We start from the raw sequence: 17701 nt of genomic DNA, 5'->3' as shown, positions 1-17701 counted from the left end.
TCACCGCCTTCCGGCAACACGCCGACGCGCTGGAAACCGCGATCGGCGCCGCCAGCAGCGTCGGCAGCCACGGCCCGATAGGCCCCTGGTACGAGCGCTCCCCCGACTGGGGAGCCCCTTTCCTACGCTGGCGACGCCCCGGCACCAATTCGCTCGAGTTCCGCGCCACAGAGACCGGCGCAGAACTTTCCCTCCAGCCAACGAGACCATACGAGGAATGGCGGCAAGCCACATTCGAGTGGGCAGACCCGGCGCACCTGCCAGGCGGTTTCGTCATCGAGTACCTGAACGCCGCCAACGAGGGCCTCGCTGGCAAAACACGTCCACAGCCCGGAGAACGCCCACACCGTCCTACTCGGCTTGGGGTTCTAGCCCTCACTCCTGAGACCGGGCGCGCGGCGGGCCGGGAGCTCGGTCCCGGCCCGCCGCTACGGTGTGTCCTGCCTGAGGGGGTCGGGGTCAGCTCGCGGTGCAGGTGACGGTGGCGCCGGCGCCGGTACCGTTGCCCTGGAAGCCGAGGCTGGTGCTCTGTCCGGCCGGCAGTTGGCCGTTGTAGGTCTGGTTGGTGACGGTCACGGTGCCGGTGGTGCCGGAGTTGACGCCGTTCCACATGGAGGTGATCGTGGCTCCGGCGGGCAGGGTGAGGGCGAGCCTCCAGCCGTTGATGGCGGAGCCGACCGCGGTGACGTTGATGGCGGCGACGAAACCGCCGGACCACTGGTTCTGCACCGAGTAGGTCGCCGAGCAGCCCCGGGCCCCGCTGTTGGTGGGTGACGGGGAGGGGGAGGGGGTGACGCTGGGAGACGGGGACGGGGTGACGCTGGGGGACGGGGAGGGGGTGCCGCCGTCGAGCGTGAGGTTCTTCTGCTGGACCTGCCACTGGGTGTTGCACAGGCCGCAGTTGCCGCCGACGAAGTTGGTGCCGGCCGTCGTGTCGCCCTTCAGCCGCCACTTGAGGTACAGCACGGCCACGCGGCCGAACTCGCCGCCGTTGGTCTGGCCGTAGGTGCCGCCGTGTCCGACGTTCAGGTTGCCCATGAACGCGGGCAGCCCGGCCGGCAGCTTGCCCCAGTCGTCGATGGCGTTCGGGTAGGCGATGTCGCTGGACCCGCCGATGAAGTAGGCGATCGGCTTCGTCAGCCGGCGGAGCTGGTAGTCGTCGGCGTCGTTCAGCAACCCGCTGCTGAAGATGGTGGTCGTGGTGATACGCGAGTCGTTGGAGACGGCATAGGCCTCCAGCCCCCCGCAGGAGAACCCCCCTACCGCGATCTTGCCGGTTTCCAGCTTGCCGAAGTATTTGCTGCCCTGGCGGCTGTTCTCCGCGACCGCCCAGTCGATGGACTGGGTGAGCTGCTGGGACGTCGTCGAGCCTGAGCCGTTCGGGGCGCCGCTGGCGATGACCAGGAAGCCGTGCGAGGAGATCTCACGGAGGAAATTCTGCTGCGAAAGCCCGTTGGCGGAGCAGCCTCCGTTGCCCCATACATAAATGGGAAGTTTCTCGGACGGCAGGGTTCCGGGCCGGTAGATGGTGTGATTGGGCAGGCCGGTGGAGGTCTCGTAATCAGCCGGGTAAGGACCCGACCCGCCGACCGCCGCGGCGCTCGGCGTCGTGGTGAGCGCCATTATTCCGGCGCAGACCGGCACGACCGCGGCCGCCAGTACCGCGCTGATGATCGAGCGTTTTCTCATTTCGCCCTCCGAAGGTGTCACGACGGCGCTCTGAATCGGTTGTGGCGTGCGCGGCACACGCCGACGCGGCCCGACAACGGCACGACCACTCCCACCGCGGGCCAGGCTGGTCGGCGCCGACCGAATCTGGAGATCGACATGGCGAACCGTCGACTGCAAGGTGCGCTCGTGCCAGGCGAAACGCGCCGATGAGAGCAACGTGCAGTTACTATCACCGCGGTGACATTAAGTGTCAACCAAGTCGGCCGAGCGATGCGCGCGCAGACCGGAAACGCCCTGACGCACGTGAAAGTTTCGTTCAGCCGTCCCTGCCGGCCGGGACCGAAACGGAGTTCTCCGACACCAGGAAGTGGGTGATCCAGGACGCGGCATCCGGCCAGTACGGTGTCGCGACCTCGATGAGGCGCGCCTCGGCGAGCGAGCCGAGAGCGGAATGGATCTCCAGCATGAGGTCCCTGGCAGCCTGGCGGGGCCACGGTGCCGGCAGGAGGTGCTCGGGGAGGTTCGGGTCGATGTCCGGGAACTTCCGCCAGGCATCCATGACGGAGGTCCGGGCCACCAGCGCCCGGGCCGCGTCCACCTCCCCGTCGCGGACGGCCACCCGCAGATCCGAGTACCGCGCGATGAAATCCTCGTAGGCCGAGGCGAGACCGGCCAGATCGTAGGCGGCCGCCGGACCGTGCGGACCGGCCTCCTCGTCGAACCGGGTGTGCATCACCGACCATCGACTACCGCCGACGCCGTCCAGGATGTCGTGCAGCGCCTGACTCACCGCCCCGGAGTCCGATCCCGGCCGGATCCACACACTGTCGTACAGCCCCACGAAACCCAGCGCCCCCAAAGCCTTACGAACCGCGTGCCGCGGCGCCTGGCCGGCCTGGGGAATAGAAAAGGAGACGGTCACCCAGTCACCGGTCCACCGCGGCGGCCGCGCGCCGAAGCTCAGAAAATGATCCATCCGTGAGCGATGCCTGGCGATCGCCTGAGGCGTGAGGTGATACACAGGCGGCCGTCCAGCTCCCCGCACAGCGATCAGACCACGCTTGGTCAGCCGGGACAACGCCGCCCGCGCGCTGGACTCAGTGATGCCGAACTCCCTGAGTATCGCGACCACCGCCACCGACGGAAGATCGGCATCCGAGGAGTCGAGATACTCACCGAGCAAGGTCGTCAGCAGATGCTGCGGGTTGGGGCCGGCCTGCGCCCGCGGGACCCCGGCATCGTCCGAAGGTACATGACCACTCACGCCATCAGCTTGCCTCACAACAACACCCCTCACCGCACAACGACAACCGCGCCGTCAACCCGGAGGACACAAAGGCTCCTGCTCAGATGTGTGGTGGTGCCTGATGGCGTATGGCGCTGTGCTGTACGGCCGGACCAGATCTGACCGTGGGTTGCTATCTCGTAACTCCGCGCGCGGAAGGTGGTCGGGTGGGCTACTGATGGCGGTATGGGTGGTAGGCGTGCATTGCTGGTGGGGGTTGGGCTGGCGCTGGCCGGAGGTGTTGCCGGCGCGGTGACCGATGGCAAGACGTTGGCGGCTGTGCTGGGGGCGGCGATCGGTGGCGCGCTGGGGGCGTTCGGGCCGACCGTGTACGACGCAGTGGTGGCGCGGCGACGGGCGATGGATGACGCGGTGTCGGCGGCGGCGCTGACGGATTTGGATCGGGGACCCGCGACGTTGCTGACGGCGCGTCGTGAGGTGGTGACGTTTCTCGGCCGCGCTGAGGAGTTGCGCACGTTAGAGAACTGGTGCGCCGATCCGGCCGCGGCGCGGGTGCGGCTGGTGACCGGTCCGGGCGGTGTCGGCAAGACGCGTCTGATGCTGGAGCTGTCGTCGCGGATGCATGATCGCGGCTGGGCGGTCTGGGAGGTCGGGGAGCGTCAGGAGTCGACGGCGTTGTACCGCTTCCGGCAGAGCTCTGATGGCCCTGTGCTGCTGGTGGTGGATTACGCCGAGACGCGGACGGGACTTGATGAGTTGCTGGCCTCGGTAGTGGCCGATCAGGGCAGGCAGGTGCGGTTGTTGCTGCTGGCGCGCAGTGCCGGTGAGTGGTGGGAACGGCTGGGGACGGGGGAGCCGCCGGTCCGTAAGGTGCACGCACGCGCGACCGTGGAGCACATGGGGTTGGCGTCGCGGGTCAATGCTGATGTCTCTGATGCGCAGGTGGTGGCGGCTGCGGCTGCGGACTTCGCTCGGCTACGCGGCTTGGCACACGTCCCGGACATCGTGCTCGCCTCTAGCTTTGCTCAGGCGCGGATTCTTGATCTGCACGCGGCTGCGCTGGTGGCGGTGTTGGAAACCGAGCAGGCGCCGGGGACTGGCACGATTCACGTCGACCTGGCCGAGGTGCTGGCGGAGTTGTTGGGGCATGAGCGGAAGTTCTGGCAGCGCAGCGCGGAAGCGAACGGCCTGTGTGCGGGACCTTTCGGGTTGACTTCGACGATGCTGCGCCAATTGGTGGCCACGGCGTCCCTGCTGGGAGCTCGCGACCGCACCGAGGCGGTGAGCCTGTTGGCGCGGATCCCTGAGGCGCCGCAATCGGGCCGCGTGGCCGACTGGCTGCGCGGCGTGTACCCACCTGATGCCGACAGCGGGCAATGGCTGGCTTCGCTACGGCCGGACCGGTTGGCCGAGTTGCACGTGACACAGGAGCTGGCGGCTTCACCCGAGCTGGCGCAACGATGCCTGAGCGACGTGGACGTCGTACAGTCACGTCAAGCGTTGATCGTTCTGGGACGAGCGTCGGTCGACTACGAATCGGCGCAGGAGTTGCTGCAACAGATCGTGCCGTTGGTGGCGCAGGTGGCGGCGGACTTGGAGGCATCACGAGACACCTTGGCGGCGATCTCCGGAGCGATTCCCTACCCGTCCTTGTTGCTGGCCGAAGCGGGCGCGATTCTGGCCCGCAAAGTTCTGGACAGCTTCCCCGCCGGGGAGCACAGCAGCGAGCGGGCTTACTGGCTGTCGATGGTAGGGACGTTGACGGCCCAGTTGGGCCGCCCGGCTGAGGCCGTATCCCACACCCAGGAGGCCGTCACCATCTACCGAGAGCAGGCCGAGTCCCACCCCGACCGCTACGGCCCCAATCTCGCCGCCTCCCTGTCCAACCTCGGCGTCTGGCTCTCGGCGCTGGGCCGCCCGGCTGAGGCCCTGTCCCACACCCAGGAAGCCCTCACCATCTACCGAGAGCAGGCCGAGCGCTACCCCGACCGCTACCGCCCCGACCTCGCCACCTCCCTGTCCAACCTCGGCGTCTTGTTCTCGGAGCTGGGCCGCCCGGCTGAAGCCCTCCCCCACGACCAGGAGGCCGTCACCATCCGGCGGGAGCTGGTCGAGTCCCACCCCGACCGCTACCGCCCCGACCTCGCCGGCTCCCTGTCCAACCTCGGCGGCCGGTTCTCGGAGCTGGGCCGCCCGGCTGAAGCCCTCCCCCACACCCAGGAGGCCGTCACCATCTACCGAGAGCTGGTCGAGCGCCACCCCGACCGCTACCGCCCCAACCTCGCCGGCACCCTGAACAACCTCGGCATGTGGTTCTCGGAGCTGGGCCGCCCGGCTGAGGCCCTATCCCACACCCAGGAAGCCCTCACCATCCGGCGGGAGCTGGCCGAGTCCTACCCCGACCGCTACCGCCCCGACCTCGCCACCTCCCTGAACAACCTCGGCATCTGGTTCTCGGAGCTGGTCCGCCCGGCTGAGGCCCTGTCCCACACCCAGGAGGCCCTCACCATTTACCGGGAGCTGGCCGAGTCCTACCCCGACCGCTACCGCCCCGACCTCGCCGGCACCCTGTCCAACCTCGGCGGCCGATTCTCGGAGCTGGACCGCCCGGCTGAAGCCCTCCTACACACCCAGGAAGCCCTCACCATCTACCAAGAACTGGCCGAGCGCCACCCCGACCGCTACCGCCCCAACGTCGCCACCTCCCTGAACAACCTCGGCATCACGTTCTCGGCGCTGGGCCGCCCGGCTGAGGCCCTCCCCCACACCCAGGAAGCCCTCACCATCCGGCGGGAGCTGGCCGAACGCCACCCCGACCGCTACCGCCCCGACCTCGCCACCTCCCTGAACAACCTCGGCGTCCGATTCTCGGCGCTGCGCCGCCCGGCTGAAGCCGTCCCCCACACGCAGGAAGCCGTCACCATCTACCGAGAGCTGGCCGAACGCTACCCCGACCGCTACCGCCCCGACCTCGCCACCTCCCTGAACGACCTCGGCGCCTGGTTCTCGGAGCTGGGCCGCCCGGCTGAGGCCCTCCCCCACACCCAGGAGGCCCTCACCATCCGGCGGGAGCTGGCCGAGCGCTACCCCGACCGCTACCGCCCCGACCTCGCCGGCACCCTGTACAACCTCAGCAACTTGTTCTCGGTGCTGGGCCGCCCGGCTGAGGCCCTCCCCCACACCCAGGAGGCCCTCACCATCTACCGGGAGCTGGCCGAGCACTACCCCGACCGCTACCGCCCCGACCTCGCCAGCTCCCTGAACAACCTCGGCGTCCGATTCTCGGCGCTGGGCCGCCCCGCTGAGGCCCTCCACCACACCCAGGAGGCCGTCACCATCAGGCGGGAGCTGGCCGAACGCTACCCCGACCGCTACCGCCCCGGCCTAGCCGGCACCCTGAACAACCTCGGTCTCATGTACTTGGCGCTGGGGCGCCCAGCCGAGGCTTCACAGGCTCTTGAGGAAGCAAACCGTCTCATGCCCCCACATGCGGCATCACATCCCAAGGGTTAAGCAGGACCTTGCCACGTTGCCCGATGGCAAGGTCCGACGAAGGAGGGCCGCGGCAGTTCCCTGAGTCAACACCTTTGCGCGCCAGGGTGCGTTTGCTGGTCAGTCGCGTGGTGAGGGTGGGGATTGGTGACGGCCTCGTCTGCTGGCGTCGGCTCGCAGCACCCCGCTGAGCCGACCGCCCGCCATCTGCTGCAGCATGGCCGCACTGGCCGTTCTCCCGGGGAGGCGCGTCATCACTATCATCACGCACGACAACCCGATTGGCCGTGGGGCCAGTAACTACATGATCCACGCCGACCTATCGGAGCGGCAGGACGGCTGGCGCGAACAGTTGTGGACCCACCAGCTCTCACCAGACAGGTTCGAGATCGCCTGCCTGCCGTTCTTCACATACGGCATCTGCCACCGCGACATCGTGACCATCAATGATCAGCACGTGGTGTCCGCCGTAGTTGAGAAGTCCGGGCACCGCACCTTGCGCGTCGCCCTGGTCCAGCGGCACCCTCAACGTGACCAACTCCACGAGTTGCTGCATGGCAAGGTCGTGGCATCCGGCCTGGCCCACGAGTGGCTGCAAGGCACCTATCTGTCCGTCGACCTGCCTCCCGGCACCGGACCAGATTCACTGGTGAAGATTCTCACGGGCCCACGGGAGGCCGGCGCACTCTTCTGGGAGATCGACTTCTGAGGATTGTTAGTCATTGTGTTGGTAGTTGATAGGCGGTAGCCGTGTCGTGTCGCGTGTGGTGGACGGCGGGGTCGTAGGGTGTGCCGTCGCGGTAGCAGGCGTGGATGACGCGCAGCCATCCTCGGCCGAGGGATGCAGACGGCCTGGAGGTGACGTTTGCTGCGGTCGCGGGCGCGTCTGTACAGGTCGGCGGCCCAGGGACTTCTCCCTTTGTGGATCTTTGGAGGACAACCGCCGCGGAAGGCTTGTGCCTCGCGTTCGGGGGGCGAGGGGGGCGGCGCCCCCTGGGAAGGACAGCCCTGAGCGGAGCGAAGGGCCTTTTCACCGGTGGGCGGCGTATATGTGGGAGGCCACGGCGAGTTCGCCTTCGGCCGGACGGCTGCGTAGCGCGTGTTAGCAGAGGTGTTGGCGAAAGGCCCCCGGCGGACACTCCTAGGGGCCTTTGGGCTGGGAGCCGACGAGGGGAATCGAACCCCTGATCTAGGGTTTACAAGCCGGAAGAAGATCGTCTACTTCTGTCCCTCAGCGTCTCTTCCTGCCTGCTCAGCGGGCTGATTGGCTTGATCGTCTTCTGTCGACGTCTACGGCCGTCTCGGGACGCAGTTAGCATCCGCGTTAGCAAAATCATCACCCGGCGCACCGGAGGCGGCTTATCGCCCCCACGGGGATGCGCGATGAAGGTGCTCGGTGGTGGTCGCTTGCCGACGTTCGGAGTTGACATCTCGCCGTTACCCCTGGCCGCAGGGCCGAGCGGCCAGGGGTAACGGTCAACGCCGCGGCAGCAGGCGCGAACCGGGTCGTCCGGTCAACTCTGGGTCAGTTGCCACTGCTGGTTGTTCCCGCCGTTGGCGGCCCACTGCACGACCTGCGCCCCGTCGCTCGTCGAAGCACCGGAGACGTCCGCCACCAGTCCGCTGTTGCGGCTGACGATGGTGTAGTAGCCGTTGCCGGTGGACCGTAGATACCACATCTGGTTGGTGCCGCCGTTGGCCGTCCACTGCTGCAGTTGCAGCCCGGCCGTGCTGCTGCCGGCGTTGACGTCGAGCATCTTTCCGCTCGGGACGTACTTGAGGGTGTAGGAGCCGTCGGAGGTCGTGGCGATGGTCCAGGTGGCGCTGCCGCTCTGCTGGACCACCTTGGCACCGTCAGCGGTGGAGTTGCCCGCGACAGCGAGCGGCTTGCCGCTGTTGCGGTTGACGATGCGGTAGGTGCCCGGTGCGGGTCCGCTTCCGCCGCTTCCGAGGTTGAAGTACTCCACCGCGTCGGTGAAGACGGGGCTACCGGACTTCGTGGTCGACAGCTGCAGGTACACGCGGCTGCCGGTGGCCGGGGTGGTGAAGGACACCGGCTGGGTGACCCGCGAGCCGAGCGGGACGGTCAGGGTCGTGCTTCCGGACGCGACGACCGCGCCGTTCGGCGCGTCGAGCCGCGCCGTCCAGGTGAAGCCCACCGAAGTGTCGGCGAAGTCGTCGTTGAAGACGGTGATGTTGCGAGTGACCGTGGCGTTCCGGGCGTAGGTGGGCACGGCCTGCGGCAGAGGGAAGGTGCCGTTGGAGTCCGAGGCGCCGGAGGCGGACCAGTACGGCAGGTCGACCGCTGCCACCGGGTTGAACGCCGCCTGCACGCGCTGGATCTGCGGGTTGCTCCAGGGGTCCGGGAGGTTGTCCGCGCCGTAGATAGGGTGACCGCCTTCCTCCGGGGTGAAGTCGGTGCTCCGCACGCCGGGCACGACGCTGGCCCAGGCGGACAGCAGCGTGTACGGACGCAGATCGGCGGCGCCCTTGCCGCGCTTGGCCAGGGTTGCCGTGGCGAACCACTCGAAGCCCTGCTTGTTGTTGCATGCCGGCCAGATGTACTCGCCCTCGCCCTCGGGCCGCCCATTCACGGTGATCAGGCCCTCCCCGTACCTGCCGAAGCCGTCGACGTAGTGCGAGATCACCGCGAAGTTGGCGTACGTCATCCCGGGATACATGTTGAGATTCGCGCCGACGCCCAGCTCGACAATGATCGGCCGGGTACCGTCGGCGCCGTTCATCGCCGCGTACAGGTCCTTCTCGAACTGTTCGGAATCCTGGCCGCTCTGGTTCGGCTCGTTGTTCTGACTCCAGCGGATGACCGCGGGGTGGTTGCGGTCGCGCAGGACCAGCGCACGGGCGTGGTTGACCATGTTGTCGTGCCCGGAGATCCAATCCTGCCCGGACTGGGAGCCGCGGATCGCGACCTCGTCGATGATCATCAGGCCCATCTCGTCGGCGACATCCAACATGTACGGGCTGGCCGGCTCCTGGTGGATGCGCACCACGTTGTAGTTGAGCCGCTGGTAGTTGTCCACCGCCTGCGGCCAGCCGCCGTTGCCGGACGACGGGGGCAGGAATCCGGGCAGCGTGTCGTAGGCGTCGCCCTTGCCGCCGTTGTTGATCCGGTCGTAGTCGGCACCCTGGAGGTTGTCGCCGCGGAAGTTCACGCGCACGCCGTTGAGGTAGTAGTACTCGCCGTTCTGGGTGGCCTCCCGGAACCCGAACCGGTACGTCGCGTCACTCGTGCGGCCGTCGTCGGTCGCGGCGTGAACCTTGAGACGGTGAAGCTGGGCTCGGTAGCCCGACCGGTAGGGGACATTCGGCCACCAGTACGAGGCGCTGCCGAGGTTCCACGCGACGGAATCGACCGTCACCTTGGCCGTCGACCGCGCCCCCACGGTCACGGTGCGCGACGGCAGCGCCGGGTAGGAGAACGTCCCGCCTCCGTCGGAGGAGAGCTCGCCGGTCACCGTCACCGATCGAGCGCTGGTCGAGGTATTGGTCACCCACATGTCGTAGCCGAGGGTCTGATTCGCCACCGACGTGCGGACGAACGTGTCACTGACGTACACCGCCGGATACACCCGCAGGAACGCCGAACGATAGATCCCCTGCGGTACCGCCTCGGACCACTCGGCGGCGTCGGGCACCAGGTACCGGCCGTTGGATGCCTTCAACGCGCCGCGGCCCTTCACATCGACGCTGATCGTATGAGTGGTACCCGGCGCGGCGTAAGCGCTGATGTCGAACTTCGACGGAGTGAAGGCCGTCATCTGCGTCGCGACCACCCGGCCGTCCACCGACAACGTCGCCTGGTGGTTCACGGCGCCGAACTCGATCCACGCCGACTGCGGCTGCCCCGAGTCCGGCACCGTCACCGTACGCGAGTACACCGCCTGGGACACATCGGTGAACCCCTGCTTGTACCAGCCGCCTCCGGGCACCCTGATCGAGGTCGTCGACCGGCCCGCCGGCGTGAAACTCCACGTCCCGGCGAGATCGACCGAAGCGACCGCGGCATTGCCCGCGGTGAATCCATCGATGTCCCCAGCGGCGGCGGCGACCGTCGCGGTGGACTCCGACGGCGCGGACCGCTGTGCCGCGACAGCCGGCTGAGCCCCGATCGTCGCGACCAGCAGGGCCGCCACCACAGCCGGCCACCTGCTCGCCGTACGTCGAGGACGGGAGAAGGGGTCGCTCCGCTTCATCGGTAATCCTTTCGGGTGAATCCCGTTCGTGAGGCACTTCCCGGGTCCGGCCGCCCCTCCGCGAGCGCCACCGCCCGGCCGTTCAGGCCGTCGCCGTTCGTCGGCGAAAGCCGACGGTTTGCGGGAGGCATCCTGTCTCCTCGTAATGGGAGCGTCGTATCGGTTCGACGGCATGGCCGGACATCACACTTAAGGCCCAGGTCCCACCTGTCAATGCTCAGGGTTCCACAGAGATCGGATCACTTCGGCCGTCTGGCTCCCATCACACCTGATGAGACCACGCGGTCCTAGACGTCGTGTAATTTTCAGGCTGCGTTGGACACCTCGAACACGGTTCCAAGATCGAGAATCGGCATGCTCAGGACCATCCAGACCTGTGTCGAACTTTCACAACCAAACGAATCGATTCGATGCCGTCGGACGCCTGGTAGAGGAATGGGCCCCACCTACGGCCCTGCGCAAGCAATGACGAACGCACCGATGCCCTCGGAGATTTCCTGCACCGCTACAACAGCGGCGACAGCGGTTGCGTCTTCACCGCCGAACTCGGGCGACCGTTGCGTCCACAACACGTCGACGACCAGTTTTCCTGCTCGCCTGCCAGGCAGGGCTCCCGCCCACGGCATGCGGAGTTCGACCGCACGCCGGGCTATGCCGGTGAGGGACCGCCGAAGACGAGTTCACCACCAAGCTTCGCCTCCAGGCGGTCCGGCGAACCGATCTACCCGGACACCGTCACGTCCTTGGTCGCCAAGCTCGTCGCCGCGTACAACGCCCCCAAGGATCGCCCCAAGCCCGACAAGCCTCTCCCCCACGCGAGACTTCACGACCTCCGGCACGTTCACGCCACGACGCTTCTGCTGGCCGGCGTCCCGGTTCACGTGGTCGCCGCGCGGCTCGGGCACACCGACCCGGCGATCACGCTTCGGGTGTACGCACATGTGATCGTTGAACAGATGGCGGCGGCTGCCGGCATCTTCGCGACCGCCGTCAAAGGCGCCGCCGCATAGCGGCTGTTAGCAACGGTGTTAGCAAGAGGCCTCTTGTGGAGATCGCAAGGGGCCTTTGAGCTGGGAGCCGACGAGGGGAATCGAACCCCTGACCTACGGTTTACAAGACCGTTGCTCTGCCGATTGAGCTACGTCGGCGGGTGGTGCGGTTGAGTTTAGTGGAGACGGTGGGGGGCGTCAGGGATGGGGTTGTGAGTCTCTTAGGCGGGTTAGTTCGTAGAGGGAGATTGAGGCGGCTACTGAGGCGTTGAGGGACTCGGCGGCGGCTCGGATGGGGATTCGGGCTATTACGTCGCAGGTTTCGCGGACCAGGCGGGAGAGGCCCTTGCCTTCGGAGCCGATTACCACCACCAGGGGCTCGGCGGCCAGCGTTAGGTTGGCGATGGTGGTGTCGGCGTTGCCGTCCAGGCCGACGATGAAGAGGCCTCGGGTGCGGTAGTCGCGCAGGGTGTTGGTGAGGTTGGCGGCGCGGGCGACCGGGAGGTGGGCCAGGGTGCCGGCGGAGGTCTTCCAGGCGCCGGCCGTCACGCCGGCGGAGCGGCGGGAGGGGACGAGGATGCCGTGGGCGCCGAAGGCGGTGGCGGAGCGGGCTATGGCGCCCAGGTTGCGGGGGTCCGTCACGCCGTCCAGGGCGAGGATCAAGGGGATCTCGGCGGCGTCTTCGGCGCGGTCGACCAGGTCGTCGGGGTGGGCGTACTCGTAGGGGGGGAGCTGGAGGGCCAGGCCCTGGTGGATGCCGCCGTCGGTGAGCCTGTCCAGCTTGTCGCGGCTGACTTCCAGCATGGCTATGCCACGGTCGGCGGCCATCTTGATGGCGTCGCGGACGCGGTCGTCGTTGTCGACGCGCGCGGCCACGTACAGGACGTTGGCGGGGATCTCGGCGCGGAGGGCCTCTACGACGGGGTTGCGGCCGCCGATGACCTCGGGGGTGTCCTCGCTCTTGCGGCGGCGGACGGGCTGGCGCTCGCGGTCGGGACGGTCGGGCTGGTCGCCTGAACGTGCCGCGGCGCCGCGGGGGGGCTGGCGGTCCTTGTACCAGTGGCGCAAATGGGCAGGCGGCGTGGCGCCCTTGCCCGTCAGAGAGCCTCGGCCCTTGCCGCCGGTGCCCCGCGTGGGGCCCTTCCGCTTGCCGCCGGATGCCCCGGAGCTTTTACCCGCACCTGCCATGCTGTAAGCCTACCGGTGCGATCAGTGCGCCAGCTCCCAGCGAGGGCCGGCGGGGGTGTCCTCCACGATCACCCCGGCGGCGGCGAGCTCGTCGCGGATGGCGTCGGCGGCGGCGTAGTCCCTGCGGGCGCGGGCGGCCTGGCGCTGGTCCAGGGCGACGCGGACGAGGGCTGCGACGGTCTCGCGGGTGCGGTGGTCGCCGCCGGACTCGCGCCAGCGGGCCGAGCGGGGGTCCAGGCCGAGGACGTCGAGCATGTTCTGCGTCTCGGCGAGGAGCCGGGCGACCTGCTCCTTGTTGCCGTTGGCCAGGGCGACGTTGCCCTCGCGGACGACCTCGTGGATGACGGCCAGGGCCTGGGGGACGCCGAGGTCGTCGTTCAGGGCGTCCACGAACGGCTGGGGCAGCGGGGCGGCGGCGTCGACGTCGTGGATGACCTCGGCGGCGCGGGTGACGAAGCCCTCGATGCGCTGGTAGCCGACGGCGGCCTCGGCCAGCGACTCCTCGGAGTAGTCGATGACGGAGCGGTAGTGCGCGGAGACGAGGTAGTAGCGCAGCTCGACCGCGCGGACCTTGGTCAGGATGGACGGGATGAGCAGGGAGTTCCCGAGGGACTTGCTCATCTTTTCGGCGCCGATCTTGAGCATGCCGTTGTGCAGCCAGTAGCGCGCGAAGCCGTCACCCGCCGCCTGGGACTGGGCGACCTCGTTCTCGTGGTGGGGGAAGATCAGGTCGACGCCGCCGCCGTGGATGTCGAAGGTCTCACCGAGGTATTTGGTGGCCATCGCGGAGCATTCGAGGTGCCAGCCGGGGCGGCCGGGGCCCCACGGGGTGGGCCAGGTCGGCTCGCCGGGCTTGGCGCCCTTCCACAGGGCGAAGTCGCGGGGGTCGTGCTTGCAGGACTCGTTGTCGGTGTCGCCAGCGGCCCGCATGTTCTCGGGGCGCTGGTTGGACAGCTTGCCGTACCGCTCGGCGTACGACATCACGTCGAAGTAGACGTCGCCGCCCGCGGCGTAGGCGTGGCCCTTGTCGATGAGCCGCTGCATCAGCTCGATCATCTCGGGGATGTGGCCCATGGCGCGGGGCTCGACGGTGGGCGGGAGGCAGCCGAGCGCCTCGTACGCCCACGTGAACGCGCGCTGGTTACGCTCGGCGACCACGAACCACGGCACGTCCTCTTCGGCGGCGACGCGGATGATCTTGTCGTCGAGGTCGGTGACGTTGCGGCAGAATGTCACGTCGTAACCGGAACGCCCCAGCCAGCGGCGCAGGACGTCGAAGTTGACGCCGGAGCGGATGTGGCCGACATGCGGCGGAGCCTGCACCGTGGCCCCGCAGAGGTAGATCGATACCCGGCCCGGCTGGATCGGGACGAACTCGCGGACCGCACGGGTGCTGGTGTCGTATAGGCGCAGGCTCACGAACGCAAGGCTAATGCCTCTCAGGCTCTGACAGGACATGTTGCCCGACCTCACACGGCTGTAAAACCAAAGTGATTCCGGCGCTCTTTTCACCCGTACCGCTTGGGTGCGTGTCTTCTCCGGTGAAGGAGTGGTTCGCCCGGAGGATATATACCTCTTTGCGGTATTTACCGGTTTGCTTGACCGGGCCGAAACATCGCGGAGAGCACGACCGCAACCCGGGGTCCGGGGCGCGCCACGAGGGCCGGAACGGCGTGCGCACCGGCCGGGGCTGCGGTGATTCTGTAGGCTTCGAAGGGCCATGGACGTCACCCCTCCTCTGACGGCGGTTCCGGCGACCCGCCGTCCTGAGCCCTCGCCCGCCCCCGCCACGGCCGTTCCCGCGCCGCAGCCGAGCCGAATCGCGCTCGCGCTCCGCCGCCTCGGGACCTCGGTCGCCGTGCTCGCCGTCGCCGGGCTGGCCGGGGCCGCCTGCACGTTGTCCTTCGAACCGCTGCGCGCGCTCGCCATGACCGGGGGGGCGCGGGGGGATCTCGCGTATCTCTATCCGGCGGGCTTCAGCGCTTTGCTCGCTGTCGCGCTCATCAGTGTCTTTCTGTTGCGGTCGCGGCGTTGGCCTGCCCGGGTTCAGGCGGGGTTCGTTCTCGCCGTACTCGTGGTGGCCGCCGCTACCGCCAATACCGTCGTTGCCACGGGTGCCACCATCAATCCCCGGGAGGCCGCGGTGACGGTCGCGGTGCTGCCCTGGGCTCTGCTGGTGCTCGGGTTGTGGCTGCTGCTGTTGTCCGTTCGCGCGCCTCAGATCGCTGATCTTGGGCCGGGCGATGAGGACCTTGTGCCGTTCGGGGGCGATCGGACTGCTCCGGTGGCCGCCGATCCGGTGATCGAGGTCCGGGATCCCGTGCAGGCGCCTCCGCTGGAGGAGCCTGTGACCGCTCAGGAGCGGGAGGAGGCCGCTCGGCACCTTCCTGAGGCGGAGCCTGTCGTGGGGCCTACGCCTGCCCCTGAGACGCCTACCGTCGATCAGTTGCCGCCGCCCCGGGATGAATCGCCTCTCGTCGTGGACGAGCCTGAGTGGCGGGACAGGGCCGGGAAGGACGAGACGCTGGTGCCTGAGCCGCGTGGCGGGCGGGAGCCCGATCTTCCGCTGCGGTGGGGGGATCTGATGCGGCCCGCCAGTGGGGACGTACTGGTGCATCCTCTGCCCGGGGTCGCGGAGCCGGAGGCCGGTGGGGGAACCCAGCCCTATCCGGCGTTCACCGGTGACGACGAGTACGACCCTGGCCTGTATGTGGAGCGGGGCGACGAGGCCGACGCCGGGCCTGCCACGGAGGAGCCTGTCGGCGTCGAGGTGGACACTCAGCCGTACCCGAGCTTGCGCGAGGACTCCGCCCGGCTGCCCGCCGGGGAGCAGGATCCCGATCCCGCGCACGGCGCCTGGGTGGCGGATCCCGAGGAGGTCGCCTCTCCGCAGGACGCTCCACGGCGTCCGGCGTACTCGGAGGAGACCGCCGCCCCGCCGTCCGGACGCATGCGCAGCACTCCGCTGCCACCGGAGGAGTGATCCTTTCCGGTCGAGGACCGATCGGTGGAGCACGATGAGCCCGGCAGGGGCCGGGGGTGCGGGGGTGTCCCCCGCAGGAGCACAGCCCTTGCGGCTTTCCGCGCGGAGCGCGCCCTCTGCGAGGACCATTTCACCGGCGCCGCGCACACCATGGGTTGACCTCCGTACGGCGGCGCCGAGTTCGCGGTGGGACGCGATGGGGCCGAGGTGTGGGGGCGGGATGGGGAAGACCCGCCCGGCTGGGCCGGGCGGGTCTTTGGGTGGGTGGGTGTTTGGCAGTTTTTGGTTAGACCCTTGTGCGGCCTCGGAGGCCGGCGACGAGGCCCACGCCTACGACGGCGAGGACGACCTGGAGGACCAGTTCGATCCAGTCGATGCCGTCGGTGGTGGCTACGCCGATGTACTGGGCGATGGCCGTACCGATTAGGGCGGCGACGATGCCGACGACGATGGTGAGCAGCCATCCGATGGGCTGCCGGCCCGGTAGGACCAAGCGGCCGAGAGCACCGATGACGGCACCGATCACGATCGCGCCGAGGATGGTTTCGATGGACATATTGAGCCTCCCCTGTGAGGGTCGCACCTTCACGCTGAACTGATGGCTACCCCGTCGTGGAGGACTATTCCTAGAAAATTCGAAACCGCAGGTCAGAGCGGTAAAGAAAGTTGGACGGCGCCCCGTGCACCCGCGCCGGTGAGCGGAACGCCGTCCAAAGGATTCGTGAGGCTGTGCACCCGCCTTAGGTATCCCGCTAGTACGACGGCTCGCGGGCGGGGCCGGTTGATGCCGTCGCCGCCACGGAATCCTTACCTAGGACACCTAGGACGGGAAGACGATCGCGGTGGCGATGGCGGCGACACCTTCGCCCCGGCCGGTGAGGCCCAGGCCGTCGGTGGTGGTGGCGCTGAGGGCGACGGGGGCGTCGGCGGCGGCGCTCAGGACCTTCTCCGCCTCGGCGCGCCGGGGGGCGAGCTTGGGGCGGTTGCCGATGACCTGCACGGCGACGTTGCCGATGGTGAAGCCGGCGGCACGCAGGTGGCGGGCGGTCTCCTCCAGCAGGGCGACGCCGGAGGCGCCGGACCAGCGGGGGTCGGCCGTGCCGAAGAGCGCGCCGAGGTCACCGAGGCCGGCGGCGGACAGCAGCGCGTCGCAGCAGGCGTGTGCGGCGGCGTCGCCGTCGGAGTGTCCGGACAGCCCCATCTCGCCGGGCCAGTGGAGCCCGGCGAGATGGAGCTCACGTCCGAATGCGAAAGGGTGGACATCGACGCCGATGCCCACCCTTGGCAGTGGTAGTGATGTGTTCAGGAGTTCAGGACCTCGTCGAGGAGGGCTTCCGCCTTGTCCTCGTTTGTCTTCTCGGCGAGGGCGAGTTCGCTGACCAGTATCTGCCTGGCCTTGGCGAGCATGCGCTTCTCGCCGGCGGACAGCCCGCGCTCCTTGTCGCGCCGCCACAGGTCGCGCACCACTTCGGCCACCTTGTTGACGTCACCGGACGCCAGCTTCTCGAGGTTGGCCTTGTAGCGGCGGGACCAGTTGGTGGGCTCTTCCGTGTGCGGCATGCGCAGCACATCGAAGACACGCTCCAGGCCTTCCTGGCCTACAACGTCACGCACACCGACGAGCTCGGCGTTCTCCGCCGGCACCTGAACGGTAAGGTCGCCCTTGTCGACCTTCAGCACCAAATAGGTTCTATCCTCGCCCTTGATGGTGCGGGTCGTGATGGCTTCGATTCGAGCAGCCCCGTGGTGGGGGTAGACGACAGTGTCGCCGACCTGGAAAGTCATGTGACAAGTACCCCTTCCGCTGTACTCCAGGATACCACGCGTCAGTCCCCTCCCGGAACAGTGAAATCAACATAACTGCAGGTCAAAGCCTCCATTTGGGACTTGACAACCGCGCGGCATTGTGAATCCGCCC

General features: G+C 68.3%; 12 protein-coding genes, 1 tRNA gene and 1 pseudogene. 4 read left to right on the top strand and 10 right to left on the bottom strand.

The genetic code is table 11. The annotated features are described in order from the left end of the window. Positions 1 to 459: 459 nt before the first annotated feature. The 3 genes and pseudogenes from ACFP1K_RS03600 to ACFP1K_RS03590 form a co-directional block, all read right to left on the bottom strand. Positions 460 to 1689 carry a cellulose binding domain-containing protein gene (locus tag ACFP1K_RS03600; protein ID WP_380747003.1) on the bottom strand — a complete coding sequence of 410 codons (1230 nt, stop codon included), beginning with the start codon at positions 1687 to 1689 and terminating at the stop codon, positions 460 to 462. A gap of 298 nt (positions 1690 to 1987) precedes the next feature. Continuing rightward, on the bottom strand, positions 1988 to 2647 hold the full coding sequence (locus ACFP1K_RS03595; RefSeq protein WP_380747080.1) for a PaaX family transcriptional regulator C-terminal domain-containing protein: 660 nt from the start codon (positions 2645 to 2647) through the stop codon (positions 1988 to 1990). A 39-nt stretch (positions 2648 to 2686) separates the two neighbouring features. Beyond that, positions 2687 to 2935, bottom strand: a pseudogene (locus ACFP1K_RS03590) (hypothetical protein); the annotation flags it as partial. Between the two features lie 273 nt (positions 2936 to 3208). On the opposite strand from ACFP1K_RS03590, the gene ACFP1K_RS03585 reads away from it, so the two are divergent. Continuing rightward, a complete protein-coding gene (locus ACFP1K_RS03585; RefSeq protein ID WP_380747002.1) occupies positions 3209 to 6430 on the top strand; it encodes a tetratricopeptide repeat protein in 3222 nt (1073 codons plus the stop codon). A 196-nt stretch (positions 6431 to 6626) separates the two neighbouring features. Next, positions 6627 to 7118 (top strand): DUF4265 domain-containing protein, encoded by a 492-nt coding sequence (locus ACFP1K_RS03580; protein WP_380747001.1) that lies wholly within the window; start codon positions 6627 to 6629, stop codon positions 7116 to 7118. A gap of 805 nt (positions 7119 to 7923) precedes the next feature. On the opposite strand, the gene ACFP1K_RS03575 is transcribed toward ACFP1K_RS03580, so the two are convergent. Next, positions 7924 to 10623 (bottom strand): RICIN domain-containing protein, encoded by a 2700-nt coding sequence (locus ACFP1K_RS03575; protein ID WP_380747000.1) that lies wholly within the window; start codon positions 10621 to 10623, stop codon positions 7924 to 7926. A 557-nt stretch (positions 10624 to 11180) separates the two neighbouring features. Between ACFP1K_RS03575 and ACFP1K_RS03570 the strand changes: the two genes are divergently transcribed. After that, positions 11181 to 11633 carry a tyrosine-type recombinase/integrase gene (locus ACFP1K_RS03570; RefSeq protein ID WP_380746999.1) on the top strand — a complete coding sequence of 151 codons (453 nt, stop codon included), beginning with the start codon at positions 11181 to 11183 and terminating at the stop codon, positions 11631 to 11633. Positions 11634 to 11698: 65 nt separating this feature from the next. Here the strand turns inward: ACFP1K_RS03570 and ACFP1K_RS03565 are convergent. The 3 genes from ACFP1K_RS03565 to cysS form a co-directional block, all read right to left on the bottom strand. Continuing rightward, a tRNA-Thr gene (locus ACFP1K_RS03565) sits at positions 11699 to 11771 on the bottom strand. A 39-nt stretch (positions 11772 to 11810) separates the two neighbouring features. Next, positions 11811 to 12800, bottom strand: a complete 990-nt coding sequence (gene rlmB / locus ACFP1K_RS03560; RefSeq protein WP_380746998.1) for a 23S rRNA (guanosine(2251)-2'-O)-methyltransferase RlmB — start codon at positions 12798 to 12800, stop codon at positions 11811 to 11813. Positions 12801 to 12821: 21 nt separating this feature from the next. After that, a complete protein-coding gene (gene cysS, locus ACFP1K_RS03555; protein ID WP_380746997.1) occupies positions 12822 to 14219 on the bottom strand; it encodes a cysteine--tRNA ligase in 1398 nt (465 codons plus the stop codon). Between the two features lie 301 nt (positions 14220 to 14520). Here cysS and ACFP1K_RS03550 point away from each other — a divergent pair, with 301 nt between their 5' ends. Further along, entirely contained in the window at positions 14521 to 15783 is a 1263-nt protein-coding gene (locus tag ACFP1K_RS03550; protein ID WP_380746996.1) for a DUF2637 domain-containing protein, read from the top strand. 286 nt (positions 15784 to 16069) lie between these two features. Here the strand turns inward: ACFP1K_RS03550 and ACFP1K_RS03545 are convergent, their stop codons facing one another. From ACFP1K_RS03545 to ACFP1K_RS03535, 3 genes are all read right to left on the bottom strand, one after another. Further along, a complete protein-coding gene (locus ACFP1K_RS03545; protein WP_380746995.1) occupies positions 16070 to 16339 on the bottom strand; it encodes a GlsB/YeaQ/YmgE family stress response membrane protein in 270 nt (89 codons plus the stop codon). A gap of 264 nt (positions 16340 to 16603) precedes the next feature. Then, positions 16604 to 17062 (bottom strand): 2-C-methyl-D-erythritol 2,4-cyclodiphosphate synthase, encoded by a 459-nt coding sequence (gene ispF, locus ACFP1K_RS03540; RefSeq protein ID WP_380746994.1) that lies wholly within the window; start codon positions 17060 to 17062, stop codon positions 16604 to 16606. A 23-nt stretch (positions 17063 to 17085) separates the two neighbouring features. After that, positions 17086 to 17568 carry a CarD family transcriptional regulator gene (locus tag ACFP1K_RS03535; protein ID WP_114028347.1) on the bottom strand — a complete coding sequence of 161 codons (483 nt, stop codon included), beginning with the start codon at positions 17566 to 17568 and terminating at the stop codon, positions 17086 to 17088. Positions 17569 to 17701: the final 133 nt, after the last annotated feature.

The sequence above is a fragment of the Sphaerisporangium aureirubrum genome, assembly GCF_042658925.1.
Classification (GTDB): domain Bacteria; phylum Actinomycetota; class Actinomycetes; order Streptosporangiales; family Streptosporangiaceae; genus Sphaerisporangium; species Sphaerisporangium aureirubrum.
This window is presented reverse-complemented; position numbering and strand designations above follow the sequence as displayed.

What these genes read in the sequence shown, in the direction of transcription:
- ACFP1K_RS03600 (WP_380747003.1), bottom strand. Translation starts at nt 1,689, where the DNA reads ATGAGAAAACGCTCGATCATCAGCGCGGTACTGGCGGCCGCGGTCGTG.
- ACFP1K_RS03595 (WP_380747080.1), bottom strand. Translation starts at nt 2,647, where the DNA reads ATGGATCATTTTCTGAGCTTCGGCGCGCGGCCGCCGCGGTGGACCGGT.
- ACFP1K_RS03580 (WP_380747001.1), top strand. Translation starts at nt 6,627, where the DNA reads ATGGCCGCACTGGCCGTTCTCCCGGGGAGGCGCGTCATCACTATCATC.
- ACFP1K_RS03575 (WP_380747000.1), bottom strand. Translation starts at nt 10,623, where the DNA reads ATGAAGCGGAGCGACCCCTTCTCCCGTCCTCGACGTACGGCGAGCAGG.
- rlmB (WP_380746998.1), bottom strand. Translation starts at nt 12,800, where the DNA reads ATGGCAGGTGCGGGTAAAAGCTCCGGGGCATCCGGCGGCAAGCGGAAG.
- ACFP1K_RS03550 (WP_380746996.1), top strand. Translation starts at nt 14,521, where the DNA reads ATGGACGTCACCCCTCCTCTGACGGCGGTTCCGGCGACCCGCCGTCCT.
- ACFP1K_RS03545 (WP_380746995.1), bottom strand. Translation starts at nt 16,339, where the DNA reads ATGTCCATCGAAACCATCCTCGGCGCGATCGTGATCGGTGCCGTCATC.
- ACFP1K_RS03535 (WP_114028347.1), bottom strand. Translation starts at nt 17,568, where the DNA reads ATGACTTTCCAGGTCGGCGACACTGTCGTCTACCCCCACCACGGGGCT.